This window comes from Alteromonas sp. CNT1-28, from assembly GCF_022348345.1.
Lineage (GTDB): Bacteria > Pseudomonadota > Gammaproteobacteria > Enterobacterales > Alteromonadaceae > Alteromonas > Alteromonas macleodii.
In genome coordinates, this window is the sequence record NZ_JAKREZ010000006.1 from 162,065 (window position 1) to 187,665 (window position 25,601).

The 25,601-nt window shown below is 45.9% G+C and carries 19 protein-coding genes; 13 read left to right on the top strand and 6 right to left on the bottom strand.

Going from position 1 to position 25,601, the window contains the following annotated elements; all coding sequences use genetic code 11:
* Positions 1 to 60 precede the first annotated feature (60 nt).
* Positions 61 to 1,251 (bottom strand): benzoate/H(+) symporter BenE family transporter, encoded by a 1,191-nt coding sequence (locus MHN02_RS05465; protein ID WP_239244954.1) that lies wholly within the window; start codon positions 1,249 to 1,251, stop codon positions 61 to 63.
* 186 nt (positions 1,252 to 1,437) lie between these two features.
* Between MHN02_RS05465 and MHN02_RS05470 the strand changes: the two genes are divergently transcribed.
* Positions 1,438 to 2,001 (top strand): XRE family transcriptional regulator, encoded by a 564-nt coding sequence (locus MHN02_RS05470; protein ID WP_239244956.1) that lies wholly within the window; start codon positions 1,438 to 1,440, stop codon positions 1,999 to 2,001.
* A gap of 197 nt (positions 2,002 to 2,198) precedes the next feature.
* Here the strand turns inward: MHN02_RS05470 and rdgC are convergent, their stop codons facing one another.
* Positions 2,199 to 3,110, bottom strand: coding sequence for a recombination-associated protein RdgC (gene rdgC / locus MHN02_RS05475; RefSeq protein WP_239244958.1), 912 nt, complete (start codon positions 3,108 to 3,110; stop codon positions 2,199 to 2,201).
* Positions 3,111 to 3,227: 117 nt separating this feature from the next.
* On the bottom strand, positions 3,228 to 4,958 hold the full coding sequence (locus MHN02_RS05480; RefSeq protein ID WP_041449809.1) for a HAMP domain-containing sensor histidine kinase: 1,731 nt from the start codon (positions 4,956 to 4,958) through the stop codon (positions 3,228 to 3,230).
* A gap of 254 nt (positions 4,959 to 5,212) precedes the next feature.
* On the opposite strand from MHN02_RS05480, the gene phoB reads away from it, so the two are divergent.
* From phoB to MHN02_RS05510, 6 genes are all read left to right on the top strand, one after another.
* Positions 5,213 to 5,902, top strand: a complete 690-nt coding sequence (phoB, locus tag MHN02_RS05485) for a phosphate regulon transcriptional regulator PhoB (protein WP_014948281.1) — start codon at positions 5,213 to 5,215, stop codon at positions 5,900 to 5,902.
* A 100-nt stretch (positions 5,903 to 6,002) separates the two neighbouring features.
* Positions 6,003 to 7,304, top strand: coding sequence for a phosphate regulon sensor histidine kinase PhoR (gene phoR, locus MHN02_RS05490; protein ID WP_168463380.1), 1,302 nt, complete (start codon positions 6,003 to 6,005; stop codon positions 7,302 to 7,304).
* A gap of 16 nt (positions 7,305 to 7,320) precedes the next feature.
* Complete coding sequence (locus tag MHN02_RS05495; RefSeq protein WP_080759985.1) at positions 7,321 to 8,349, top strand: phosphate ABC transporter substrate-binding protein; 1,029 nt, start codon at positions 7,321 to 7,323, stop codon at positions 8,347 to 8,349.
* A gap of 62 nt (positions 8,350 to 8,411) precedes the next feature.
* Complete coding sequence (locus MHN02_RS05500; RefSeq protein ID WP_239245122.1) at positions 8,412 to 9,203, top strand: 2OG-Fe(II) oxygenase; 792 nt, start codon at positions 8,412 to 8,414, stop codon at positions 9,201 to 9,203.
* A 206-nt stretch (positions 9,204 to 9,409) separates the two neighbouring features.
* On the top strand, positions 9,410 to 13,489 hold the full coding sequence (locus MHN02_RS05505; protein WP_239244960.1) for a hypothetical protein: 4,080 nt from the start codon (positions 9,410 to 9,412) through the stop codon (positions 13,487 to 13,489).
* 96 nt (positions 13,490 to 13,585) lie between these two features.
* The gene (locus MHN02_RS05510) at positions 13,586 to 16,282 is read left to right on the top strand and encodes a TonB-dependent receptor (RefSeq protein WP_039234969.1); all 2,697 of its coding nucleotides are present in this window, start codon (positions 13,586 to 13,588) and stop codon (positions 16,280 to 16,282) included.
* Here MHN02_RS05510 and MHN02_RS21620 read toward each other — a convergent pair.
* Positions 16,279 to 16,413, bottom strand: a complete 135-nt coding sequence (locus MHN02_RS21620; protein ID WP_275444868.1) for a hypothetical protein — start codon at positions 16,411 to 16,413, stop codon at positions 16,279 to 16,281. The genes MHN02_RS05510 and MHN02_RS21620 overlap by 4 nt on opposite strands.
* Positions 16,414 to 16,489: 76 nt before the next feature.
* Between MHN02_RS21620 and MHN02_RS05515 the strand changes: the two genes are divergently transcribed.
* The 6 genes from MHN02_RS05515 to MHN02_RS05540 are packed head-to-tail and all read left to right on the top strand — an operon-like array spanning position 16,490 to position 21,555.
* Positions 16,490 to 17,248 (top strand): DUF3450 domain-containing protein, encoded by a 759-nt coding sequence (locus MHN02_RS05515; protein WP_014948287.1) that lies wholly within the window; start codon positions 16,490 to 16,492, stop codon positions 17,246 to 17,248.
* A gap of 13 nt (positions 17,249 to 17,261) precedes the next feature.
* A complete protein-coding gene (locus MHN02_RS05520) occupies positions 17,262 to 18,626 on the top strand; it encodes a MotA/TolQ/ExbB proton channel family protein (RefSeq protein WP_014948288.1) in 1,365 nt (454 codons plus the stop codon).
* Positions 18,627 to 18,628: 2 nt separating this feature from the next.
* The gene (locus tag MHN02_RS05525) at positions 18,629 to 19,147 is read left to right on the top strand and encodes a MotA/TolQ/ExbB proton channel family protein (protein ID WP_012517279.1); all 519 of its coding nucleotides are present in this window, start codon (positions 18,629 to 18,631) and stop codon (positions 19,145 to 19,147) included.
* Positions 19,148 to 19,179: 32 nt separating this feature from the next.
* A complete protein-coding gene (locus tag MHN02_RS05530) occupies positions 19,180 to 19,587 on the top strand; it encodes a biopolymer transporter ExbD (RefSeq protein WP_014948289.1) in 408 nt (135 codons plus the stop codon).
* Positions 19,588 to 19,590: 3 nt separating this feature from the next.
* Positions 19,591 to 20,199 (top strand): energy transducer TonB, encoded by a 609-nt coding sequence (locus tag MHN02_RS05535; protein ID WP_014948290.1) that lies wholly within the window; start codon positions 19,591 to 19,593, stop codon positions 20,197 to 20,199.
* A gap of 6 nt (positions 20,200 to 20,205) precedes the next feature.
* A complete protein-coding gene (locus MHN02_RS05540; RefSeq protein WP_014948291.1) occupies positions 20,206 to 21,555 on the top strand; it encodes a tetratricopeptide repeat protein in 1,350 nt (449 codons plus the stop codon).
* A 56-nt stretch (positions 21,556 to 21,611) separates the two neighbouring features.
* Here the strand turns inward: MHN02_RS05540 and MHN02_RS05545 are convergent, their stop codons facing one another.
* The gene (locus MHN02_RS05545) at positions 21,612 to 22,712 is read right to left on the bottom strand and encodes an HD domain-containing phosphohydrolase (RefSeq protein WP_239244962.1); all 1,101 of its coding nucleotides are present in this window, start codon (positions 22,710 to 22,712) and stop codon (positions 21,612 to 21,614) included.
* Positions 22,705 to 25,584 (bottom strand): PAS domain-containing hybrid sensor histidine kinase/response regulator, encoded by a 2,880-nt coding sequence (locus MHN02_RS05550; RefSeq protein WP_239244965.1) that lies wholly within the window; start codon positions 25,582 to 25,584, stop codon positions 22,705 to 22,707. The genes MHN02_RS05545 and MHN02_RS05550 overlap by 8 nt, the downstream gene beginning before the upstream one ends.
* Positions 25,585 to 25,601 lie beyond the last annotated feature (17 nt).

Consider the following 25,601-nt stretch of genomic DNA (forward strand, 5'->3'; position numbering starts at 1 on the left):
TTATGAAAAGCTGAAAAATGGAAAGCTGACAATGAAACAGCATAAAGCAAACAAATGCTGCTACGCGCTAACAGGCTTCTTTTGAACGTAAAGTAGCAATAAACCTAATCCTAATCCCCACACCGCTGAAGTCATAGAATATAAACTAAATCCTGACGCCGTACACAGCATGGTAAGCAACGCAGGAGCCCTGTGGTGCTCTACTTCCATGGCGCGAACCACCGCTCCTTGCAGCGTAGCTAATAGGGCTAGTCCAGCAAGCAGATGAATAATGATACTGGGCATACTCACAAATAGCGCAACGACCACAGACGCTAATAACCCCATGAACAAATACGCCACCCCCGCTGCTATAGCGGCTTTATAGCGCTGCGACTTTTCATCATCCGCTTGCTCGCCCATGCATAGCGCTGCCGTTATCGCCGCTAAGTTAAAGGTGAAACCACCGAAAGGTGCTAATAGGGCTTGAACAATGGCAATGCCTGACAAAATGGGTTTGTGGTCGGGCGTATAGCCATGGGCGTGATGAATAGCTATACCTGGCAAGTTTTGAGAAAGCGTGGTGATAAGAAAAAGGGGAAATGCTAATCCAATGGCAGCACTCAGTGAGAAAGTGGGCGTTACCCAAATAGGCTCGGGCAGGGTGAATATTGATGGCAGCCCTGGTGAGTCGCTTGATAGAGCAACCACACCATCTGCACTACTCATAAACAAGCTAATGGTCACCGACATGATCAGCAACAACAGCATAAGATAGCGGGGAAATAGTCGGCTTCCTACTAAATAAGCTGCGATAAATAACGCAACTAAGTACGGTGCGTCATTAACATCACTGAATATCGCAAGGCATATAGGTAAGAGAATGCCGGCCAAAAGCGCCGATGAGATTGCAGGGGGAATCCGACTTATTTGTTTGAGCAGGCTACGGCTTTGCGCAGTTACAAGAGAAAGCAAGGCACATAGTATAAATGCACCAATGGCTTCACTTAAACGGTAGTCACCGATACTGGTTAACAAAAAAGCCGCGCCAGGGGTAGACCAAGCGGTAACAACGGGCAGTTTGGATAGCCACGAGAACATAATGCAGGTAATGCCCATACCGAGCCCAAGCGCCAACAACCAACTCACTACCATGTCGTCGCTGGCGCCGGCTTTACGCGCTACATCAATGATAATGACAACAGAACTACTGTAACCTACTGTAACCGCGGTTAGCCCTGCGCTGATATGACTTAACTTCCACTTGCTCATGAAAACCCTCGTGATGGAATTTCGATTTGGAATCGATCGAGCGATGAAACACGCTTCTAGTGTCTATCGAATGTGCTACTCTACCTTTTTGTGCGCTATAACGTACAATAGGTAATTTAACATCTGTGCGCTATAACGCACAACCGCTTTATTAACGTCAGCGACAAAATAAAAGGCCTTGATTACATGACAAAAGCAAATGCGCAGCCTTCTGCTATTTCGAGAAGTATTGCACAGCACCTGCGGTCTATTCGTAAAGCTAGGGGGCTTTCCCTTGATAAAACAGCACAGTTGACGGGAGTGTCTAAAGCCATGTTGGGGCAAATAGAACGAGGCGAATCTAGCCCCACAATCGCGACATTGTGGAAGATAGCAACCGGTCTTGCGTGTTCTTTTTCTTCTTTCTTGTCAGGTGATGAAACCGCACCTACGTCCCCACATGCCGATAACAAGTTCGCTAACGATCCAAACGTAACCATAAAAACGCTATTCCCGTTTAATTCAGCCACCCAATTTGAAATGTTTGAACTATGCCTAACAGACTTGCATGAGCAGCACTCTTCGGCTCACCAAATAGGCGTCACCGAACATATTCACGTACTACAAGGAAAGTTAGGGGTTTTGCAAGATGGTCAATGGCAAACCTATCAAGCGCAAGAGCAATGTATATTACGCGCAGACCAGCCCCACGGTTATCGAGACGAAGTAGGAGAGACGCGCTTTGTTGTAGTGATTCACTATCCCGCTTGAACTTAAAGCGGCTTGGCTACTTTTCTGTAAAAGCCAGAAAGACTTTGTGCTAAAAGTTGGTTGCCAGTTCAAATGAACTAGTTAAAAAAGTACTTCAATGACCCTGATTAAAAGCCTAACTACCCTAAGGTAATTAGGCTTTTTCGATAGTACTAGGCTATCTTTCTTACTTTGCTTATTACTTACTTGCCGCTCGCTTATAAACTATCGTCGTTAAGATTAAGCGCTCCGCGAAGGAAGTTAAGCAGTGTACAAATTTCAGCTGACATTAGTGCAAACTCTGCATCGAGGCGCGCTTCAACCTGATCTTTTGGCACATCGTCAGTTTCTTCTTTAATGCGATCGGTGAACTTAACACGTTTGATGGCGCCATCCTCACACATAATAGCCGTTAACGTCTCTGCATATTCGAATGCGACCTTTTGGACCAGCTTACCTGCATCAAGGTGAATACTGATTTCTTCGCTATCAAGCGGCTGGTTCTTACAGCGAATAACGCTGCCGGTGTCATCGGTAGATTTAAGTTCAGCTTCTTCAAGCAGCCCTACACCTTCAGGCGTTGATTCAGTAACCCAGTGCGTAAGCTCGCTTTGAAGACTTCTGCGCGTAAATGGCACAACTGGCAGTGAGCCTATGGCTTTTCTTACCATGGCCAAAAAGGCTTCGGCTTTGCCATCAGATGATGCGTCAACCACGACTAAGTTGTCAGCAAGCGAAATAAAGCCGTGAGTGTAGGTGTTTTTCGTAAAGGCCTGGGGCAGCAAGCGGGTTTGAATTTCTTGTTTAATATCTGCCTTGGCTTTTTTACCAACTGGCGAACCGGTTTCCATTTCAATTTTGGCCACCATTTCGTCAAGCTCGGCATTTACCACCGCGCCGGGCAAGATCTTTTCTTGTTTTTTTAGGGTTATCCAAAAACGCTGTTGAACAACATGAAACATGGTGCCTTGCTTACCCGCCTGAGAAAACGGAGAGGCGAACCCCATGGTTGCTAAATCCTGGCTGCCGCATGGGCGAAAAGCGTGTTCGTTAAGCGCACGTTCTAAATCGCCCTCGTCTAGCGATAACGGCTGAGTTATTTGATAGGCTTTTACATTTTTAAACCACATAGTGTAAGCATTCTCTTGATAAAAATAGGGCGCAAGCGTATCAACGTAATACTTGCGATGCAATTGAATAACTGGCCCTAAAAAGCGGGCACCTTAGATTGATAGTGGCAAGAAAGGTTAAGCACTCTTTTTCGGAAAACGAATGGTGTACTGTAAGCCGTTGCCAAGCGTACTGTCGGCCTCTATATGTCCATGCAGTGACTGTGTAACTAGGTTGTACATAATATGTGTGCCTAGACCGCTACCACCTTCTCCGCGTTTGGTAGTAAAGAAGGCGTCAAACAACTTACTGAGCTCTTCTTCGCTTAAACCTTTTCCGTCATCTTGGTAGTGGATCACAACATTATTACCATCTTCTTTTACATCTAGTGTTACAGAGCCGGCCGCTTTGCCTTCAAAGCCGTGCGTAATTGAGTTAACCACCATATTGGTAACGATTTGAGCGATGGCGCCGGGTGCACAGGTTACAACTAAATTGTCGGGGCAGGATACGTTAATTTGATGTTCAGTATGCTTAAAACTTGGCTTAAGCGACTGAATGATCTCGTTAATATAGTCGCCCAACACAAATTCGCGCTCGGTTTCACTGGTCTGGTCAACGGCCACCTGTTTAAAGCTGGCGATAAGATCAGATGCGCGCTCCAGGTTACTTAAAAGTAATAGCGCAGTTTGTTCCGCTTCATCGATGAAGCTTGCCATGTTCTTACTGGTCAGGCTTTTATCTTCGAAGTCGGTCTTTAAGTTGTTAAGTCGCTCTTGTAGAAAGCTGGCTGCGGTCACGCTTACGCCTAATGGCGTGTTTACGTCATGCGCGATACCGGCCACAAGACCACCAAGCGACGCCATGCGCTCCGACTCGACTAATTGCTCTTGCGCTTGATGAAGTGTATCCATCGAACTGGCTAGCTCTTGGTTACGTTTGCGCAGTTCGGCTTCTATATACTGACGATTTTCGTTTTCCTGGCGAAGCTCTCTCTGGTGGGCAATAAGCTCGTCTTTTTGCTGCTCTAAGTCGAGCATGATCTGAGACAACGACGCTGTTTTCTTTGCCACTTCTTGTTCTAAAATCAGGTTTTGGTCGTCTAGCTTCTTGTTGGCAAGAGTGAGCTCATTCTGCGCGTCTTTCAGCTTATTGTTTGAAATAATAAGGTCGTCAATAACGTGGTTGTATGATTCCTTAAGCTGTAATAGCTCGTTGTCATCATCGAGCTTTATGCTGAGTTTGCTCTCTTCTGGGTGCTGAGGATCGAAATTACCCATTTGCTCGGTGATGGTTTGCAGCGGTTCAGAAAGCATGGTGCGAAATGCGGTCATGAACAAGAAGACCAGAAAAGTGGTTTTTACTAACGCATTACCGATAAGAAAAAATACGCCCACTTCAATACGGCTAAAAATAGTATCAAAGCTAGAATACAAGGTGACGTCGCCAACCGTAGATTCGCGACCTGAGAATTTAAATACTAGTGGGAAGCTGTAGCTAAATACGCCGCCGGGATGATCTTCAATTATTTCACGGTCAACCGGAGCAGGAGAGCGCTGAGCACGGATGCCGTATTCGGCAATGTAGTTACCGTTTTCACCACGAACTTGAAGCCCTTCAACAATAGGCAATGACATAAGGCCTTCGGCGATGGCACGCACTTGGTCGTGGTTAAGTTCCCACAAAGCGCGGGTCAGGCTAGAAGAAAAGGTGTTTTTTAGCGTTTGAAGCTCGCCTTCAACGTGATTTTTGGTGCTGAGATATTCTGTAAAGATCTGTCCTACCGTCACTAGCAGCGTGAGAGAAAAGTACACTGACAACACTCTGGCTAAGAGTTTCCTTGATAACCCTGTCTTGACCGCAGCCATCGATAAACACACCCCTGTTACATCAGACCTTTTAAATCACCGACAACGCTTGGTAGTTGCTCACCTTTGCAACAATAACAGTCGGTTTTATGTAATTTCAAGAATATGCGTAATCGTATGAATAAACAAGATTATGTATTTAAACTTTGGAACAAGCTTGTATTAAACTTGACACATAAATGTAATCGTTTTAATAAAACTGTCACAGACCACATTAATAATAACGGCGTTTAAAAATGAGCAGGAATATTACGATGTCTCGTACAGTGTTGGTGGTTGAGGACGAAGCGCCTATCCGTGAAATGCTTAAGTTTGTGCTTGAGCAATCTGGTTTTAACATTATTGAAGCCGAAGATTTCGACATCGCGCAAGAAAAAATTTGCGAACCTTACCCAGATTTAATCTTATTAGATTGGATGTTGCCGGGAGGAAGCGGTGTACAGCTAGCTAAAAGTTTAAAGCAGCACGAGTTTACTCGTGACATTCCCGTCATCATGCTTACAGCCCGTGGCGAGGAAGAAGACAAAATTCGCGGCCTGGATGCAGGTGCTGATGACTACGTTACTAAACCATTCTCGCCGAAAGAGCTTGTGGCAAGAATAAAAGCAGTGATGCGAAGAGTTACGCCTACATCAAGCGAAGAGCCCATTGAATTTAATGGTCTTAAACTTGAACCGGTATCACATCGCGTAATGGCGAATGAAGAACCGTTAGACATGGGGCCGACTGAATTTAAGTTGTTGCACTTCTTTATGACGCACCCAGAACGTGTCTATAGCCGAGAGCTACTGCTAGATAATGTTTGGGGAACCAATGTTTATGTAGAAGACAGAACGGTAGATGTACATATTCGACGTCTACGCAAAGCTATCTCTCGCCACGGACATGATGCTATGATCCAGACAGTACGCGGCGCGGGTTACCGTTTTTCTACTAAGCTGTAATAAATGTAGTGTTTAGGGAGTAACATGGTGTTATTCCCTTGATGCCGCTGCGCCATCTGGGCATGCGCCCAATTCCACCTTTAACAACGCGAGCTATTTCATGTATTACCCGTTCTCTTGGTTGAGAAGTACATTGCGCTTAGTGCTATTCCTTGTGGCTTTTGCGCTAGTCGGGTGGTATTTAGATGATATGTTATTCGCCGTTGCTATTGGCGCAACGCTGCTACTGCTATTTAACTACTGGCATCTTTACAAGCTAAATCGCTGGTTATGGCATAGTCGTAAAATGTCTCCACCTACCGTGCGTGGCGTGTGGGAACATATTTATGAAGGGATTTATTACCTTCAGCGTCGTAACCGCAACAAGCGTAAAGAGCTTGGTGAATTGGTAAAGCGCTTTAGAGAGGGTTCTGAAGCCTTGCCTGATGCGGCGGTAGTGGTTGATGCAAAGGCCTGCATTATTTGGTGTAACCGCCTTGCTCGCTTGGATTTAGGGCTTAAATGGCCGCAAGACTCTGGGCGTCGAATCGACAATTTGTTGCGCCATCCGGAGTTCATTCAGTACTTTCATGCAGGGAATTATAAATACCCCATAGAAGTACCGTCGCCTACCAACCCCAACAAAACCTTTGAATACCGGATTATGCCTTATGGCGATGAGCATTTGTTGCTGATTGCCCGTGACATAACGCGGGTGTCCCAGCTTGAAGAAATGCGTAAGGACTTTGTGGCAAATGTGTCTCATGAATTGCGTACACCGCTAACGGTCATTAACGGATACCTCGAAATTCTTCCTATTGATGAAGACTCCGATCCATTCATGCAAAAAGCGATGAAAGAAATGACATCGCAAACCCACCGTATGCAAAACTTGATAGAAGACTTGCTGGTGTTGTCGCGCATTGAAGCAAGCTCGGAGCGCATCTACGAAAATGTTGTGAACATTCCTGTGGTCCTTGCTCAGGTGGAAAGAGAAGCGCAGGCGCTTAATAAAGAGAAAAACCACACAATAAACTTCCACATCGACAAAGAACTCTGTATTTTCGGCGTTGAGACCGAACTGCGTAGCGCTTGTTCAAACCTAGTGTTTAATGCGGTGCACTACACACCTGCTGGTGGTGAAATTAATGTGTACTGGCGACGTAAACCCAATGGCGCGCAATTTTCTGTGGTAGATAACGGTGATGGTATTGAGCCAAATCATCTAAACCGCCTTACCGAGCGCTTTTATCGCGTGGATAAAGCGCGCTCTCGCAAAACCGGTGGCTCTGGCTTAGGTCTTTCCATTGTAAAACATGTACTAAGTCATCATAATTCTCGTTTAGATATAACCAGCACATTGGGTGAGGGCAGTAATTTCTCGTTTGTGCTGGATAACGAGTTGATTGCAGAGCAACTGTAACCCTAAGAGGCGAGAAGTGTTGGTGAGCAAAAAGCATAATAAGATGAAAGGGCAACGCTATCGCCTTTCAACGTTACTTTTAGTAATAGGCTTATTGTTACCATTTGGAACCCTGGCGGATTCTCAAAATACTCAAAGCTCGTCATCTGCTTCTGGTAGCTATCAAGTACCTGCCTATGAACGTAAGCCTGGGGTGGCAGGAAAAATATCCTCTGTTGGCTCAGACACGCTGGCAAACTTAATGACCTTTTGGTCACAGGAGTTCAAAACTCTTTATCCCCAGGTCGGCTTTCAAATACAGGCGTCTGGTTCATCCACCGCTCCGCCGGCACTTATTGAAGGTACAGCTACCATTGGCCCTATGAGCCGGGAATTAAAGCCCAGTGAAATACGGGATTTTACGCGAACCCACGGTTACCCGCCTACAGTATTAAAAGTGGCAATGGATGCCATCGCCATTTTTGTGGATAGACGCAATCCGCTGCCGGGTATGACCCTTGAGCAAGTTGACGCGGTGTTTTCTGAAACCCAGTTTTGTGGCAGCAATACAGCCATTACCAATTGGTCTCAGCTCGGCGTTGACGATATAGGCTATCGTTCTCCTATCAGGCTGTACGGTCGAAATTCAGTATCGGGTACTTACGGCTTGTTTAAAGTGATGGCGCTGTGCGATGGTGACTTTAAGAATACGGTAAACGAACAACCTGGCTCTGCATCTGTAGTATTGTCTGTGGCCAGCGGTACAGGCGCGATTGGCTATGCCGCTTACGGCTATAAAACCGCAGGAGTTCGCGCTCTGCCTTTAGGTGAGTCGCTAGACAGCTTAATCCCTCTTTCTATTGATACGGTGCGCAACGAAACGTATCCGTTTGCCCGTTTTCTTTATTTAGTGATAAATAAAAAGCCTGGTGAGCCTTTACCTACTCTGGAAAGGGAGTTTTTGCGCTATATCTTGTCACAGGAAGGGCAGCAGCAGGTGTTAAGAGACGGATATTTCCCCATTCGTGAAGACGTACTGGTACGCCAGCGTCGATTATTGGAATAGAAAAGCGAAAGTAGAAGCCGCATCACTCGCCGTTAAAAGCAAAGGATAAAACTGTGTCATATATGCCGCCAGCGTGGAAACAATGGGTTGTCAAATGCCTGCTATCAGGGACAGCTGTGCCAACTATCGTCACAACCCTAGCGGAAAACGGTTTTTCTCCCGACACTATTAAAAAAGTGCTCGGCGCCAATTTGCCCACTAATTATCAGTTTTCACCCTCTTCAAGTTTCTACGAGAAGCTAGCAAAAAGTGCTATCGCCCGCGTGGAGCAGGCTAAGCCGCTTGCCGAGCCCAGTGACATTCAGCTCTTCTCGTACGATGACTTCTTGAGCAGCCAAGAGTGTGACGACATTGTTGCTCTGACCAAAGATAAACTCGCGCCCTCTAAATTGGCAGGAGCCGCTAGCGCTGATGACATTAGAACCTCTTCAACATGTGAATTAGCCTTTCTCGGTAATAAGCTAGTCAAAGACGTTGATAGTCGCATTGTTTCAACCCTTAGTTTGGGCGTGGGAGAAGGAGAAGTTATTCAGGCCCAGCACTACAATGTTGGGGAATATTACAAACCTCACTACGACTTCTTTCCTCCAGGAAGCCCGCAGTACAAAGCGCATTGTCTATCGCGTGGTCAGCGAACGTGGACATGCATGATTTACTTGAATGATGAATGTGACGGCGGTCACACTCGCTTTACCAAGCTAGATATTGCAGTAAGACCGAAAAAGGGGATGGCACTCTTTTGGAATAATTTGCTGCCCTCTGGCGACCCCAACCTTAACAGTATTCATTTCGCAGAACCTGTCACTCGTGGTCACAAAACTGTCATAACCAAATGGTTTAGAACGAAAAACTAAACACCTCAGGCCATGCTTTTAGTTTTATTTTTAATCAATCTTGTTTTATCTAATTGAAAAGTAATAGCTTTACGCTGGCTTTAGTTCAAAGCTGAAAAAGTTCAAATAAATTCGATAAGTTTTTTACTTTGTAACAAAAATGTCACCGATCTCCTTTACTCTCTAGCAAACCTTAGAATCCGTATTACAAAAATCTGGAGAATTTAATGGAAATTCGTAACATATTTAAGGTAAGTGCTATCACGACTGCGCTTGTCCTTGCAGGCTGTGGCGGTGACATCAATATTAATGAAGGTGATGAAGTAGTAACAACTCCAACAACTCCAACAACACCAACTACACCTACAACACCAACAACACCGACTACCCCTGATGTAGATACGCCGTTCTCTCTAGGCTTTGCCACAGACGTATCAAGCGAATTCTCAGGAACGATTACAGATAAGCCTGTTTATCGTTTAGATACCGATTTAACTATCACTCAAGATATGACCTTAACGAACGATGCTCACTGGATCATCAAAGGTCGTACGGCGGTTGGTAACGACAACGCTGATGCAGCGGTACTAACTATTCAAGAAGGTACTACAGTAATCGGCGAAGACGGCGATGACTTCTTAGTTGTTCGTCGTGGCTCTCAAATTGACGCATCTGGTACGTCTTCAGCGCCTATCGTGATGACATCGGTACAGGACGTTACTGGTGAAGAAACTTCAATCGGTCAGTGGGGCGGTGTAGTTCTACTTGGTAACGCACCGACTAACCTTTGTAATACGGGTGACGATGCAGATACGTCTGACGAAGAACTTGCAAACTGTGGTGTTTCTGCAGAAGGTGATGCAGGTCTTTACGGCGGTAATAACCCAGAAGATAACTCAGGTACGCTAGAGTACGTTGTAGTTAAGCATGCGGGTAAAGCTCTGGCATCAGGCGACGAGCTAAACGGTATTTCATTCGCTGGTATCGGTTCAGGCACCACAGTTAACTATATTCAGGTTCACCAAAACCTTGATGACGGTATTGAATTCTTCGGTGGTACAGTTAACGTAAGTAATGTTGTACTTACTGATATCGGTGACGATTCACTAGATTGGTCATTTGGCTGGACTGGTAGCGCAACTAACGTTTATATCCAACAGTCAGCTGACGGTGGCGACAACGCAATCGAAGCGGATAACAACGAAGATAATCCGTCTTGGTTGCCGCTAACTAAGCCAACTATTTCAAACGTGACTATTGTTAGTGCAGACAACACCAATGGTGTACGTCTACGTAACGGTACAGCAGGCGTGCTTTCAAACGTTCTAGTAACGGGTTCTGCACTTGCAAACAACTGCCTACGTGTAAACGGTGACGAAGCAATTGCTAACGCTGAGTCGGGCGAGCTTTCTATCACTGATTCAATTGTTGCGTGTGAAACACCTGCGAACAACTTTGGTTCTGACACCATTAACGGTGGCACTACTCAAGCGTGGTTTGAAGGCCAAGATGGCAACAGCGTTTTAGCTGCGTCTGCATTAATGCTTGAAGACAACGGTTACTTCCCAACTGCCTCATCTCCTGTAGCACTTGGCGGCGGTCAATATATTGGTGCATTCAATCCTAACGGCACAGACTGGACTGTAGGTTGGACGGTAGGCGTAAACGGCGGTTTCCCAACTGACGTTCAAAACGCATTTGCACAAGGTCTAGCAACAGACGTATCGGCTGACTTCGACCTAGACAAGCCGGTTTACGAAATTACTGCAGACACCACATTCACATCTGACGTTACACTTACTAACGATGCTTACTGGCTAATTAAAGGCCGTACTGCAGTAGGTAACGATAACGAAGACAGCGCAACACTATACATCGAACAAGGTACGACTGTGTTTGGTGAGCAAGGTGATGACTTCTTGGTAGTACGTCGTGGCTCAATGATTGAAGCTAACGGTACAGCAAGCGCACCTATCACGTTTACCTCTGTACAAGACCTTATCGGTGACGAAACGGGTATCGGCCAATGGGGCGGTATCGTACTTCTAGGTAATGCACCAACTAACCTATGTAATACCGGTGACGATTCAGATACCTCTGACGCTGAACTTGCTTCATGTGGTGTGGCTGCTGAAGGTGACGCGGGTCTTTACGGCGGTAATAACCCTGCAGATAGCACAGGTTCACTTCGCTACGTAGTAGTTAAGCACGCAGGCCGCGCTCTTGCAGCGGGTGACGAGCTAAACGGTATTTCATTTGCAGGTATCGGTTCAGGTACTAAAGTTGAGTACATTCAAGTTCATCAAAACCTTGATGACGGTATTGAATTCTTTGGCGGTACAGTTAGCGTACGTAACGTTGTACTTACTGATATCGGTGATGACTCGCTAGATTGGTCTTTCGGTTGGACAGGTAACGCGCAAAACGTTTATATCCAACAATCAGCTGCTGGTGGCGACAACGCTATTGAAGCGGATAATAACGAAGACAACCCAGCGTGGCTTCCACTCACTAAGCCTACTATTTCTAACGTGACTATCGTTGGCGCTGACACAACTAACGGCGTTCGTCTACGCAACGGTACTGCGGGTAACATCCGCAATCTAGTTGTTACAGCTGGTGAAGGCTACTCTAACTGCCTACGAGTTAACGGCGACGAGTCGATTGCTAACGCAGTATCTGGCGAGCTTTCTGTAGAACATTCAGTGGTTGCTTGTGAAGCAGGCAATAACTTTGGTTCAGACGCTATCGGTGGTGGTACTACTCAAACATGGTTCGAAGGTCAAACAGGTAACAGCGTGCTTACCGCTGATGCACTAATGCTTTCTAACGATGGCTTTACACCTCGCTCTGGCTCACCACTTCTTGGTGCGGGCGTTGATGTATCAGAAGAGAATGACTTCTTCGCAGCAACTGACTATATCGGTGCATTTGACGGTGACAACAACTGGATGGACGGTTGGACTGTTGCGGTAAACGATAGCATTCCTGCTGACGTTACAACGGCACTAGAGCAAGGCTTGGCGACCGACGTGTCTGCTAGCTTCCCAGACATTACTGACAAGCCTGTTTATCAGCTGACTACTGGCACCGTGTTTACTGCTGATGTATCGCTAACTAACGATGCTCACTGGCTAATTAAAGGTCGTACAGCGGTAGGTAACGACAACGCTGACAGCGCTTCACTTTACATTCAGCGCGGTACTACAGTATTCGGTGAAGATGGTGATGATTTCTTAGTTGTTCGTCGTGGCTCTAAGATTGAAGCGTCTGGTACTGCAACACTGCCAATTACCTTCACATCTTCAGAAGATATGACTGGCGGCGAAACAGCCATCGGCCAATGGGGCGGTCTAGTTATTCTAGGTAACGCACCAACAAACCTATGTAACACAGGTGACGACGGTGATACGTCTGAAGCTGAACTGGCTAACTGTGGTGTAGCCGCAGAAGGTGATGCAGGCCTATACGGTGGTGCAGACAGTGAAGATAACTCAGGTACGCTTCGCTACGTTATCGTGAAGCACGCAGGTAAAGCACTTGCGGCAGGTGATGAGCTAAACGGTATTTCATTTGCGGGTGTAGGTAGCGGCACTGAAGTTGACTTCATCCAAGTTCACCAAAACCTAGATGATGGCGTTGAGTTCTTCGGCGGTACAGTAAACGTAAGCCACTTAGTATTAACGGCTATCGGTGATGATTCTCTAGACTGGTCATTCGGTTGGACAGGTAAGGCGCAGTACGTAGTTATCAAGCAAGATGCAGCGGGCGGCGACAATGCGTTCGAAGCTGACAACAACGAAGATAACCCTGCGTGGACACCATTGACGACACCAACAGTATCTAACGTAACAATTTTAGGTGCAGACAATACAAACGGTGTACGTCTTCGCAACGGTACAGCGGGAACAATCAAAAACCTAGTGGTTACCGGTGGCGCAAACTACAGCAACTGCCTACGAGTGAATGGTGATGAATCAATTGCTAACGCAGCAGCAGGTTCACTAACTGTGACACATTCAACAGTAGCATGTTCATCTGCGAGCGCATTTGGTTCAGACACAATTGGTACAGACAGCACGCAAGCGTGGTTTGAAGGTCAAGACGGCAACAGCGTTCTTGCTGAAACTGCAGCACTTGGCTTTGATTCAACAGGTTTCGTACCTGCAAGCAATTCAGTTTTATTAGGTTCAGGCTTCGACGCTTCTACTTTGGACGCTTTCTTTGATAGCACAGACTTCCAAGGTGCATTCGACGGTGAGTCTGACTGGACACTGGGTTGGGTAACTGTTGGTCTTCAAGACTAATAAGTGAATGCGAGACACAGTAAAGCTAAGGCGTTTTTACGCCTTAGCTTTTGTGTAAGCGCAGCTACCTGATTACAGTTTCTTAGGAGTTACACAATGAAAAACAATCAAACGTCAGCATTTAAAGTCGGTGGACTTTCGCTGGCTATCGCGTCCATTCTTGGCGCAAGCGCGTTACCGTTATCAGCAGTAGCACAGCAGTCAGAAGACGAAGTAATTGAAGAAGTCGTTGCTACGGGCACGCGACTTAAAGGAACCGCAACGGCGGTTTTACAAGAGCGTCAAAATCAGGCGTTCGTTGCTGATATTCTTGGCGCAGAACAAATTTCTCGTACCGGTGACGGCGATGCCGCTGCTGCACTTCGACGTGTAACAGGTCTTACGCTAGTTGACGGTAAATTTATTTACGTTCGTGGTTTAGGTGAGCGTTATTCAAGCACACAGCTAAATGGCATGACGGTACCAAGTCCGGATCCTACGCGCTCGGTTGTACCGCTTGATTTATTCCCATCAAGTATCATCGAAAGCCTGAACGTTCAGAAATCTTACTCACCCAATATGCCTGGGCACTTTGGTGGTGGTAACGTAAACATTCGTACTAAATCAATCCCATCTGAGTTTGTATTCAACGTAAGTGCAGGTGGCGGTTGGAATACGCAGAACAGCGATACTGGTGTTTTCTATTCTGGTGGCGGCGATGATTGGACAGGTCGTGATGACGGTACTCGTGCACTGCCTGACATTATCAGCTCGGGTCTTGCTGCAAATGGTTCTGCAGGCTTCGAGGGTGACCGTACAAGAACACTGGCTGAAACGCAGGATATCCTAAGTTCATTTAACTGGGACATCGGCCCAGACGAAAAGTCTGTAGACCCGAACTTCAGCTTGGGTACGACCATTGGTAACAATTACGTTTTCGACAACGACTCTGTACTTGGTTTCCTTGCAACGGTTTCTTACAGCAATGAATGGACAGTTGCCGAAGAGATGTTAGGTAACGATATTGGTGGTGGTCAGGAAAATCCACGTTTCACTAAATATCGCGACATGGTGTCTACTGAGCAAAACGTGCGTTGGAGTGGTATGTTCAACGTAGGTTACGAGTACAACAGCAATCACAAAGTAGAACTTGTGAACATGATCCTTCACGACATGCGTGACCGTGTTCGCGATGGATACTACTTTGACGAAAGTGAATCTAACCCTGGCGTGGAAGAATTCCGCCGCATGGATATCATTTTCGAAGAGCGTGAAATGGTTTCTTCACAGCTTAAAGGTACGCACAACTTCCTTAACTTGTTAGATGGTGTGTTTTTCGATTGGTACGTGGGAACTAGCCGTGCGTCTCGTGAAGCGCCAGATATCATGGAAGTAACATTCCAGCAGTTCTACGATGAGTCGGGTGCATTAGAGCTTGAGCGTCTTGATGATACGCCAGGAACTAACCTTAACCGCCAATATCAGGTGCTTTATGATGAGTCTGATACCTATGGCTTCAACGTGTCTACCGCGTTCTTCGGCGATGGCTACGACGTTGAACTTAAAGCCGGTATGGATTACTACGACAAAACCCGTGACGGTAACAATATTGACTTAGCGGTGCGTCACTTTGGTATTTCTTCTGACTTTAAAGAAGGTAGCCGTTTGAATGAAATTTTCTCACAAGAAAATATCTATAACGACGACTTCTACACCAGCTCAACGGGTCGTTCTGTGTTTCAGGACAATACAGGTGCAGGTGATAAGTACTCAGCGGCAACTAAACTTACCGCAGGCTATTTCATGGTTGATGCATTCTTCAACCAGAAGTTCCGCGTAAGTGGGGGGGCTCGTTATGAAGACTTCCAGCAAGTATCGATTCCATTTATCGAGCACTCGGATAAGTTTGCTGACGACACAGATGCCATCATTGACAGCATCTACAATGAATCTGATGTACTACCGTCATTAGCTTTCACTTATATTCCAAGTGAAGAAATGCAGTATCGCTTTAACATCAGCCAAACGCTAATCCGTCCTGACTTACGTGATATCAGCTCAACCTTCTTTATCGACCCGCTAACAGAATTCCTTGTACGTGGCTCTCCTTCATTGGTTGAAACTGAATTGACGAATATCGACTTCCGCTGGGAGTGGTATATGTCACAAGGTAACAACTTGTCTGTTGCACTCTTCTATAAAGATATGGAAAACCCTATCGAGATGGTGCAGTTTGACGGCGGTGAAGGTGTACCTCAGCTATTGACGGCAAACGGTCAGGAAGGTGAGTTGTACGGTATCGAGTTTGAATTCTTGCACGACCTTGGCTTTATTGGTGATAACTTCAGTAACTTCTTTGTATCAGGAAACATGACGCTTTCTGACTCAGAAGTAACCATTGGTAGTGGCGATCAAGAATCACTGTTCTCTCAGCAGGCTCGTGAAGCATACGGCGGTACTATCACGGCGACCATTACTAACGACAAACGTCGCCTAGTGGGTCACTCAGAATGGGTTGCTAACCTTCAGTTAGGTTGGGATTCTGATAACGGTGAGCATTCAGCGTCATTAGTCTATAACTCATTCGGTGAACGTATCATTGCGCCTGGCGTACGTGGTTTTGAAGATGGTATTGAAAAACCGTTCCATTCATTGGATGCCGTTTATACTTACTATCCAGACTTCAACACTACGATTAAATTACGTGTGCAAAACATTTTCAACGACGAGAAAGAAATTGAGCAAGAAGGTCTTACGCTGCGTAAGCTAAGCGTGGGTACAGGTATAAACGCTTCAATTACTTATAACTTCTAAGAAAATACAGCCAGTGCTGCTTCTTCAAAAACAGAGCAGCAACAATCATCTAAAGCCCGGTTTTCCTGCCGGGCTTTTCTATTTGTGACAATAGTCATCGATTTATGACAGTTTCGTAATAAAACTGTCACAGAAAACTCCTATCCTACGCGCAGAAATTTATAGTCGGATACAACCGATTTCTTTTAACTTTAAAGGTTTGAATGTATGAAGCTTATCAATGCCTTGCTTGTGGCAGGTGCGCTAGCAGCGACACCCGTGCTTGCACAAGACGATGAAGTCTTAAAACCCGTTGTCGATGAGGCAGCGAAAATAAACGAGTCAGCGGCGAAATCGCAAGAAAAGATTAACGGTATTACCGATCAAATCGACAGCAAACTTCAACAGTTCAAAACATTGATGAAAGAAATCGAAGGCCTTGAGGTTTATAACACTCAGCTTCGTAAGCAAATCAATAACCAAGAACAAGAAATGGCAGACCTAAATGCTGCTATCGATGAAGTGTCTGTTGTTGAGCGTCAAATCACACCACTAATGATGCGCATGATTGACGGCCTAGAGCAGTTTGTTGCGCTAGACGTACCATTCCTTCCAGAAGAGCGCGCGAATCGCGTTGCTGACCTTCGCGCTATGATGGACCGTGCCGACGTTGCTGCGTCTGAGAAATTCCGCCGCGTAATGGAAGCGTATCAAGTAGAGATGGACTACGGCCGCACTATGGAAGCGTACAGCGGTATTCATTCAATTAACGGTCAAGAGCGTGACGTTGAATTCCTACGCCTTGGTCGCACAGCGCTAATTTATCAAACACGTGATGCAAGCATGCAGGGTGTTTGGAACAAGCAAACTCGTCAGTGGGAAGAGCTTGATAGCAGCTACCGTACACAAATTACAAAAGGTCTGCGCATGGCGAAGAAGCAACTTGCACCAGACTTGCTAATGCTGCCAGTGGCAATTACAGACTAAGAGGTTGATGAGAATGTTTAACACAGTAAAACGTATCGCTGTTGGTCTAGCAGCCCTTAGCATCAGCGTTGGTGCTTTCGCACAAAGCGACCGTGCCATGGACTTAGACGCACTTCTTAAGCAACTAGAAGAAGGTCAGTTCGCACAGTCTCAGCAAAACAAACAGCGCGAGCGTGATTTCCAAGCGCAACGTGCAGAGCAAGATCGCATTCTTCGCGAAACTCGTGAAAAGCGCGACCAAATGCTTGCACAATCAGAGCAGCTTGAAACACAGTTTGAAGAAAACGAATTCAAACTGGCTGACTTAAACGGTGCACTAGACACACGTCTTGGTTCACTTAAAGAGCTATTCGGTGTGCTTCAGCAAATCGCTGGCGACACCAAAAACAAATTCTATAACTCAGTGGTTTCTGCACAAATCCCTGGCCGTGCTGACTTCCTTGATAAGATGGCACAAGACATGGGTTCAAGCTCAAAACTTGCATCAATTGAAGAAATTGAGCGCGTTTGGTTTGAAATGCAACGCGAAATGACTGAAGCCGGCAAAGTCACTACGTTCAAGACAGACGTTGTTGAAGCAGGCGGTGAAAAAGTGAATAAGTCTGTTGTTCGCGTAGGTCCTTTTGCACTTGTTGCTGATGGTAAATACCTAGAGTACAACGGTGTAACAGGCACAGTATCTGAACTTGTACGTCAGCCTGCTGACCGTTACATGGATTCTGCTGCTGAACTACAAGCATCAAGCGGTGAATTAGTGCAGTTCGGTATCGACCCAACGGGTGGTTCAATCCTAGGTCTTCTTGTTCAAGCGCCTAACCTTCAAGAGCGTGTAGAGCAAGGCGGTGTTGTAGGTTACATCATTCTTATCGTTGGTGCATTCGGTCTTCTACTTGCCCTTGAGCGTCTTGTAACGCTGACGCTTATTCGCATGAAAGTGAACAAACAGCTTAAGAGCAAAGAAGTAAACACAAACAACCCGCTTGGCCGTGTACTTAAAGTACGTGACGAGCACCCAGACGCCGACGTTGAAGCACTTGAACTTCACCTTACAGAAGCGATTTTGGGCGAAGTGCCTAAGTTAGGTCGTAACCTAACTATCATTAAGATTATCTCTGTTGTAGCACCGCTTATGGGTCTACTAGGTACGGTAACCGGTATGATCAACACCTTCCAGGCTATCACCTTGTTTGGTACGGGTGACCCGAAACTGATGGCAGGTGGTATTTCAACAGCACTTGTAACAACAGTACTAGGTCTAGTTGTAGCGATTCCAATGACACTGCTTTATGCAATGCTTAACACACGTTCTAAGAACATTGTGTACATCCTACAAGAACAGGCGTCTGGCGTAATTGCAGAGCGCGCTGAGCGAGGCTAATCATGATCGAGTTTCTAGAAGCAATTCGCGATTTCACAGAAACAGGTGGCCAGGTTCTCCTGGTCATCGGTCTGCTGATATTCGTTATGTGGCTTTTGATCCTCGAGCGTGCGATGTATCTGATGGTTTGGCACAAGCAAGCCAAGAAAGAAGCGATAGCAATGTGGACAGCACGTGCCGATCGCTCTTCTTGGTTCGCAGAGCAGGTTCGTCAGAAAACAATTTCACAGTTAACCATGCGCCTAAACGGCAGCATCCCAATTATCCAGTCACTGGTTGCGCTTTGTCCGCTGCTAGGCTTGATGGGAACGGTTACCGGTATGATTGAAGTGTTCGATGTAATGGCGATTGCGGGCTCAGGTAATGCTCGTTCAATGGCGTCAGGTGTATCGAAAGCCACTATCCCCACAATGGCGGGCATGGTTGGCGCACTTTCAGGCGTATTCGCCGCTACCTGGTTAACTCGTATGGTGAAATCAGAACGCACGCATCTTGAGGATGCATTGATTATTCAACGTTAATGCTAGCTAAGCGTTAAGGTAAGGTATTTATTATGAAGCAGCACTTTCAAAACTTAGTCGATGAAGAAGAAGCAGCCATCGACATGACGCCCATGCTGGACGTTGTATTTATCATGTTGATCTTCTTCATTGTGACTGCGTCATTTGTGAAAGAAGCGGGTATCGATGTTAACCGTCCAGAAGCAGCAACTGCTGTGAAAAAGGATCGCGCTAATATCCTTATCGCTATTTCAGATAAAGGCGAAATTTGGATTAACAAGCGCCGTATCGACGTTCGCGCAGTGCAAGCGAACATTGAGCGTCTTCGCGCAGAAAACCCACAGGGTTCTGTTGTAATTCAGGCTGACAAAAAAGCCACAACAGAAACACTGATTAAGGTTATGGACGCGTCGCGAGCCGCTGGCGTTTACGATGTTTCGATTGCAGCCCAAGAGCAATAAATCATGCCACGATATTTAATCGCATTTGTTATTTCCCTTGCGATCACGTTAGGCCTGTTCTTCTTGATGCAATCGCTTATCAAGATGGGTGGCAGCGCACTAACTGAGCCGCCTAAGGGAAGCGTGCTTGACTTCGTAAGGGTTAAGCAGGATGAACAGGTTGAGAAAAAAGATCGTAAGCCGAAGAAGCCACCTAAGCCTGAAGAGCCGCCACCGCAAATGGAGCAGCCTCAAATGGACTCGCCTTCTCCAGATGCAGAAGGTACGTCGATGGACTTTGGTGCTGAAGTCGGAGACGACATCTCGCTAGAAGGCGGGTTGGCCCTCGAATCCGGTGACGGTGAATATCTTCCTATTGTTAAGGTTGCGCCAGTGTATCCACGACGTGCACTTCAACGGGGTATTGAAGGTTTCGTTATTGTTGAATTTACAGTAACTAAACAAGGCGCAGTACGCGACCCAATTGTTGTTGAAGCTAACCCTTCAGGTATTTTTGAACAAGCGGCTATTGATGCGGCAATGAAGTTCAAATATAAGCCTCGAGTGGTAAATGGCGAAGCAACGGAAGTGTCTGGTGTACAAAACCGTATTACGTTCCAAATTGACGGGTAACAGAACATGATGAGAAAACAGACGAATACATTGCTTAGTGCACTGGCGTTTGCATTTGCATCGGCCACAGTATCTGTACCTACTATGTTCATTGCTTCTAACGCTACAGCGCAAGAGGCTGAGCAGCAAGATGGACAAGAGATAAAAGCTAGCGATAAGCAAACCCGTCGCGTGCCTACGCTTCGCGGTAAAGTCTACGAGCAGCTAGCCCGTGCACAAACGGCAGCTGATGAAGCGGGCAATGTAGAAGAAGCTATTTCCATTTTGAAAGAAGTGGAAGATAAGTCTCATTCTATGAACGCCTACGAAAAAGCGATGATGTACAACTTTTTCGGCTTCATTTATTACAACAACGAAGACTATGCAAAAGCGTTGGAGTCGTTTGCCAAGGTAGTAGAGCAACAGCCTATTCCTGAAAAGTTCGAAATGACTACACTTTTCAGTTTGGCGCAGCTTAACCTTATGCAGGGTAATTACGACGATACCATCACTTACTTAGAGCGTTGGGAAAGTCTTAATGCGGGCCCTGTGCCGGTGAAAAACAAAGTCATCAAGGCTCAAGCGTACTATCAGAATAAACAGTACGAGCAAGCCGCAACGTGGATTTCTGAAGCCGTTGCCGATCACGAAGCGGAAGGCATGATCCCTGACGAAGGTTGGTTAATACTACAGCGTGCTATTTTCTATGAACTCAAGCAGCCTCAAAAGGTTAAAGACGTTCTGGTTAAAATGGTGAAGCTATTTGACGAGCCTAAGTATTGGATCCAGCTAGCGGGTATGTACGGTGAGCTAGGCGAAGAGCGCAAGCAGTTGGCTATTATGGAAACCGCTTATCAGCGCGGGTTCGTTAATACATCCGCTGATGTGTTTAACATGGCGCAGCTTTATTACTATCATCGCGTACCTTACAAAGGTGCTAAGTTGATGGAGCAGGCGATGAACGACGGCGTGCTAGAGAAAAACTTGCGCAACCTTAAGTTCTTAGGCCAAAGCTGGTCACTTGCTAAAGAGCAAGACAAAGCCATTCCCGTTATGATGCAAGCGGCTGAACTGTCTGAAGACGGTGAGTTAGATGCACAGTTAGCGCAAATTCTTCTTAATGAAGAGCGTTTCGACGATGCAATTGCTGCGGCAGACCGAGCGGTTGAAAAGGGCGATTTGAGAAACCCTGGTTTGGTTTACCTGATTAAAGGCATGGCACTTTACAACAAGAAGCAATATGCCCTTGCGCTTAATCAGCTAGCTGAAGCAGAAAAGCATCAGAAAAGTCGTGCCATGGCACAGCAATGGAAGCAGTTTGTGCAGGGCGAAAAGCGTCAGGCAGACGCCATTGCAGCTGAGCTAGGTACAAGTTAAGTATCGTACTTTCGTTAATACATCATTTAAAAGGGTCGAATAATATTCGACCTTTTTTATGCGCTAGGGAAAAGTACTTGAGGCAATAAGTCAGACACCGAGGCCATCTTTCCTTCTGCCTCTAACTGGTTCCAATAGCGTTTGGTTTCTAAAACCTCTTCCTTTATTGAAAGAAAGCAGTCGACCAATACGGGATCAAAGTGCTGGCCTGAACCTCGTTTAAGATGACCAAAAGCATCATCGTCAGCCCACGCTTTTTTATAAGGCCTTTTCATTGTAAGGGCGTCGAAAACATCGGCGATAGCTACGATACGTGCACTTTCAGGTATCGCCTCTTCCCTTAATCCTCTTGGATAGCCTGTGCCATCCCACTTTTCGTGATGACATAAAGCAATCTCGGCTGCGAGGTTAAAGAGCGGGGTATCACATTGAGACAGTATTCTGTGTCCTATTTCAGCATGAGAGCGCATAACCTCCATTTCGCTCAATGACAATCGCCGAGGTGCTTTTAATATTGCGTCTGCAATACCTATTTTGCCTGTGTCATGCATTGGAGCAGCTTGCGCGAGCAGGCACGCTTTTTCGAAAGGCCAACCGTGAGCCAGAGCAAGACATTGGCTGTAAGCTGCCATCCGCCAAATATGATGACCGGTATCGGTATCATTGTAATGACCAGCGGCAGCTAGCATGCTGATTGCGCTTTGTTGGCTTTTACTTAGTTCCTTAGTACGCGCCGCTACAAGGTTTTCAGCCGTCCGCATTTGATGGGCTAAACTAATGTGGGTTTTAACGCGAGCGAGGGTGATACTCGGTGATACGGGTTTGGTTATGTAGTCTACTGCACCTAGTTTGAAACCTTTTTCTTCGTCCTCTCCTTGAGTTAAGGCTGTAACGAAAATAACAGGTATATGGCTAAGCGCCTCGTTAGCTTTGAGCTTTTTACATACCTCAAACCCGTCCATACCGGGCATCATTATATCTAACAATATAAGGTCGGGAGTAAACTGCTGAGTAATCTTAAGTGCTATTGCTCCCGAAGGCGCAACCTTTACATCATAGTAAGGGCCCAAAATGCCTAATAGAATATCGATATTTGCGGGCTCATCATCAACCACTAATATGCTAAATCTATGTGCTTCATTACGTTGATTATTCATCGGTAATATCGCCTATCAGTTGCGTAATAACCGCTTGAGCACTTTCGAAATCGTAAATGGTAGCAAGCTGCTTCAATCGGTTAATTTTATGTGCATAGACCGAGTCGCTGTAATTGGCTGCCAATGCATTGATGTATTCAACCGCTTTCGCGTCATAAGATTGAAGCGCCTGCTCAACATTGCGTAGGGTCGATAGCATGGAGGATTTATCGAAGTTAGTACCGCTTTGATGGATATTGTCGGTGTCGTTCTTATCGATAGTGTGAGCAATTAGGCGTAGCGTTGCATCTAGCTGAAACGATAAGTTTGTTACGTGTTTTGCATTAACAGCTTCATTTCTCTCTTGTGCTTCAATAAGAGGAAGCAGGCTTTGCTCAAGCGTTGTGGCGCCAATAAGCTGAGCATCTTCAAGCAGAGAGGTTAACAGTTTCGACGTGTTCGTCTGTGTATGAAAAATATCGAGCAAGTCAGACATAACACCACGCTGACTGTAGGTTTTATAAAACGTTAGCAGTGACGAGATAAACTGGCTCATTTCGTCTGGAGGGGTTATTTCAATGTAACCTGAATGTATGTGAATATCGATGGTATGAACGATTTCATCCGCGGTAGCGGGCTTAACCAAGTGCTGACACATACCGGCGGTAAGCGCGCTTTCAGAAGCCTCCTGAGACTCATCGGCACTAAGCGCAATAATTGGCGTATACCAGTCTGTTTTCTGGGTAAGTTGTTCTGCAACTTCATAGCCCGATATGCCGGGTAAATAGCAATCCAAGAGTATAGCGTCAAATTTGCTCATTTCGCATAACGCAAGTGCCTGCTCACCTGATGAAGCAACAGCAACATTAATGCCTAGATCAGAAAGTATTTGCTGGCTAATCTCTACACTAATTGCGTCGTCATCTACCACAAGCACATGTTTGTTTAAAAGGCGTCTGGTTCGCCATTTTCGACTTTCAAGGCCTTCTAGTGTCCGTTTACTGAGTGATAGTTGAGCTGGAGATAGTGTTGAAATAAGTTCTGTGTCGGTAAACGGAAGCTCAATGATATTTATATTTTGAACAAGGGCACTTCCCATTCGCTTTTGCACGTCTTGCTTGTTGAGGGGACTGATTAATGTAGTAAGGTTTAACGACTGATATTCACCAAACTGCATGTGTTTGATGAAGCTATTCCAGCTTTGCTCGTCATCCGGTAAAAAAGCGATAGTTTGAGAGGCTTTACTCGGCAATAGCCCTTCAACTTGGTCTATTATTTGGCAGCGAATGTTATGTCTGTTCAATGTCGCCGCAAGTATATCGCATCCTTGGCTCACACTTTGGTGCGTTTGAATACACAGTACATTGTCTGGAACCGATACGGGAAGTTGAGGGCCTGTATCAGGGCCTTCATCAGAACAGACAGGCAATGCAAAGGAAAAACAGCTTCCCTTGTCTACCTCGCTTTCCAAGGTTAAGTTACCACCCATCAGTTCAACCAGACGCTTACATATCGCAAGGCCAAGGCCGGTTCCCCCATACTCTCTGGAAATGGACGCATCAGCCTGAACAAAGGCTTTGAAAAGTTTTGATTTTACTTGCTCACTGATACCCATACCGGTATCGGAAACACTGAATGCTAATTGATTTTCGCGCTTTTCAACCGTCAGTATTACGTGGCCGCTGGCGGTAAATTTTATAGCATTACTTAAAAGGTTGAGCAGTATTTGGTATATCTTTTCGCTGTCGCCACGGCATTGCAAATTAGTATGGCACCGAATATCGAAAAGCAACTGAAGCTGTTTTTGTTGCGCCTTTACTTGAAAGACTTGAGCGAGTTTATCGATGGTTTTTGTTAAGGTGAAGGGCTCATCAATTATCTCTATTTTATCTGCTTCCACTTTAGAAAAATCGAGAATGCTATTCATCAGGTCTAACAATGCTGTAGAGCTGCGCTGCACTTTTTCTAAATATTCCTGACGTTGCTCATTGTCGGTGGATTCTAGGGCAAGGTGAGTGAGGCCGATAATGGCGTTCATCGGTGTTCTTATTTCATGGCTCATTGTGGCAAGGAAGTCGCTTTTTGCCTTGTTAGCACTTTGAGCTTCGTCATACGCTTTTTGGAGTTTTTGTTCAATGGCTTTTTGGCCGCTTATGTCGTTGAATACGCCCACGTGTCCATCGGGCTTTCCTTCTTTATCGAGCAGAGGAACCGCAACAATAGATATGGGAAAAAGGCGGCCCCGTTTATCGGTGAAGAAGTCTTCATACGACGTGTAAGACTGACCGCTTCGGATAGTGAGGTTAACTGGACATTGCTCTCTAGGAAGGAGGGTTCCATCCCCTTTTTGATAATGGACCGTGTCGTGGAAACGTCGGCCTTGTAATTCGTCAAGCGACCACCCTAATAATCGCGAGGCAGCGGGATTGAGAAACTGTGTTGTACCTTCACCGTTTACGGCATACACACCCTCGCCGATGCTATCAGTGATACTTCGATAGAACGCGCGCCCTTCGGAAAGTCTCGTCTCTAATCGCTTTTGTTCTGATATATCGGTGGCAATAGCAATTAGGTGGTCTACCCGCGGCGGCGACTTAATGACGGGAACCAGAGTGGCAAATACGTACCAAGGCTCGCCCAACTTAGTCAAACTATGTACCTCGCCTTGCCAGGTTTGGCCTTGAGATAGCGAAACAAAAATATCTGATTTTTCCTGCTCGGACATATTGGTAATATCGAATGCGGAGATATTTTCCCCAATTATCTCGTCAATTGAAAAACCAGATAGTTGGCTGCACTTGTCATTAGCGCTTAGAATTTTACCGTTTACGTCCATTGTCGCAACAATGCCGTGTTTATCCATGGCTTGCCGCTGTAAAAGCTGCGCGCTCATGTGAACTCTCCTACAAC

Bases quoted from the DNA above. Each gene is read 5' to 3' on its own strand.
- MHN02_RS05465 (WP_239244954.1), bottom strand. From the start codon at position 1,251: ATGAGCAAGTGGAAGTTAAGTCATATCAGCGCAGGGCTAACCGCGGTT.
- MHN02_RS05470 (WP_239244956.1), top strand. From the start codon at position 1,438: ATGACAAAAGCAAATGCGCAGCCTTCTGCTATTTCGAGAAGTATTGCA.
- rdgC (WP_239244958.1), bottom strand. From the start codon at position 3,110: ATGTGGTTTAAAAATGTAAAAGCCTATCAAATAACTCAGCCGTTATCG.
- MHN02_RS05480 (WP_041449809.1), bottom strand. From the start codon at position 4,958: ATGGCTGCGGTCAAGACAGGGTTATCAAGGAAACTCTTAGCCAGAGTG.
- phoB (WP_014948281.1), top strand. From the start codon at position 5,213: ATGTCTCGTACAGTGTTGGTGGTTGAGGACGAAGCGCCTATCCGTGAA.
- phoR (WP_168463380.1), top strand. From the start codon at position 6,003: ATGTATTACCCGTTCTCTTGGTTGAGAAGTACATTGCGCTTAGTGCTA.
- MHN02_RS05500 (WP_239245122.1), top strand. From the start codon at position 8,412: ATGCCGCCAGCGTGGAAACAATGGGTTGTCAAATGCCTGCTATCAGGG.
- MHN02_RS05505 (WP_239244960.1), top strand. From the start codon at position 9,410: ATGGAAATTCGTAACATATTTAAGGTAAGTGCTATCACGACTGCGCTT.
- MHN02_RS05510 (WP_039234969.1), top strand. From the start codon at position 13,586: ATGAAAAACAATCAAACGTCAGCATTTAAAGTCGGTGGACTTTCGCTG.
- MHN02_RS05515 (WP_014948287.1), top strand. From the start codon at position 16,490: ATGAAGCTTATCAATGCCTTGCTTGTGGCAGGTGCGCTAGCAGCGACA.
- MHN02_RS05520 (WP_014948288.1), top strand. From the start codon at position 17,262: ATGTTTAACACAGTAAAACGTATCGCTGTTGGTCTAGCAGCCCTTAGC.
- MHN02_RS05525 (WP_012517279.1), top strand. From the start codon at position 18,629: ATGATCGAGTTTCTAGAAGCAATTCGCGATTTCACAGAAACAGGTGGC.
- MHN02_RS05530 (WP_014948289.1), top strand. From the start codon at position 19,180: ATGAAGCAGCACTTTCAAAACTTAGTCGATGAAGAAGAAGCAGCCATC.
- MHN02_RS05535 (WP_014948290.1), top strand. From the start codon at position 19,591: ATGCCACGATATTTAATCGCATTTGTTATTTCCCTTGCGATCACGTTA.
- MHN02_RS05540 (WP_014948291.1), top strand. From the start codon at position 20,206: ATGATGAGAAAACAGACGAATACATTGCTTAGTGCACTGGCGTTTGCA.
- MHN02_RS05545 (WP_239244962.1), bottom strand. From the start codon at position 22,712: ATGAATAATCAACGTAATGAAGCACATAGATTTAGCATATTAGTGGTT.
- MHN02_RS05550 (WP_239244965.1), bottom strand. From the start codon at position 25,584: ATGAGCGCGCAGCTTTTACAGCGGCAAGCCATGGATAAACACGGCATT.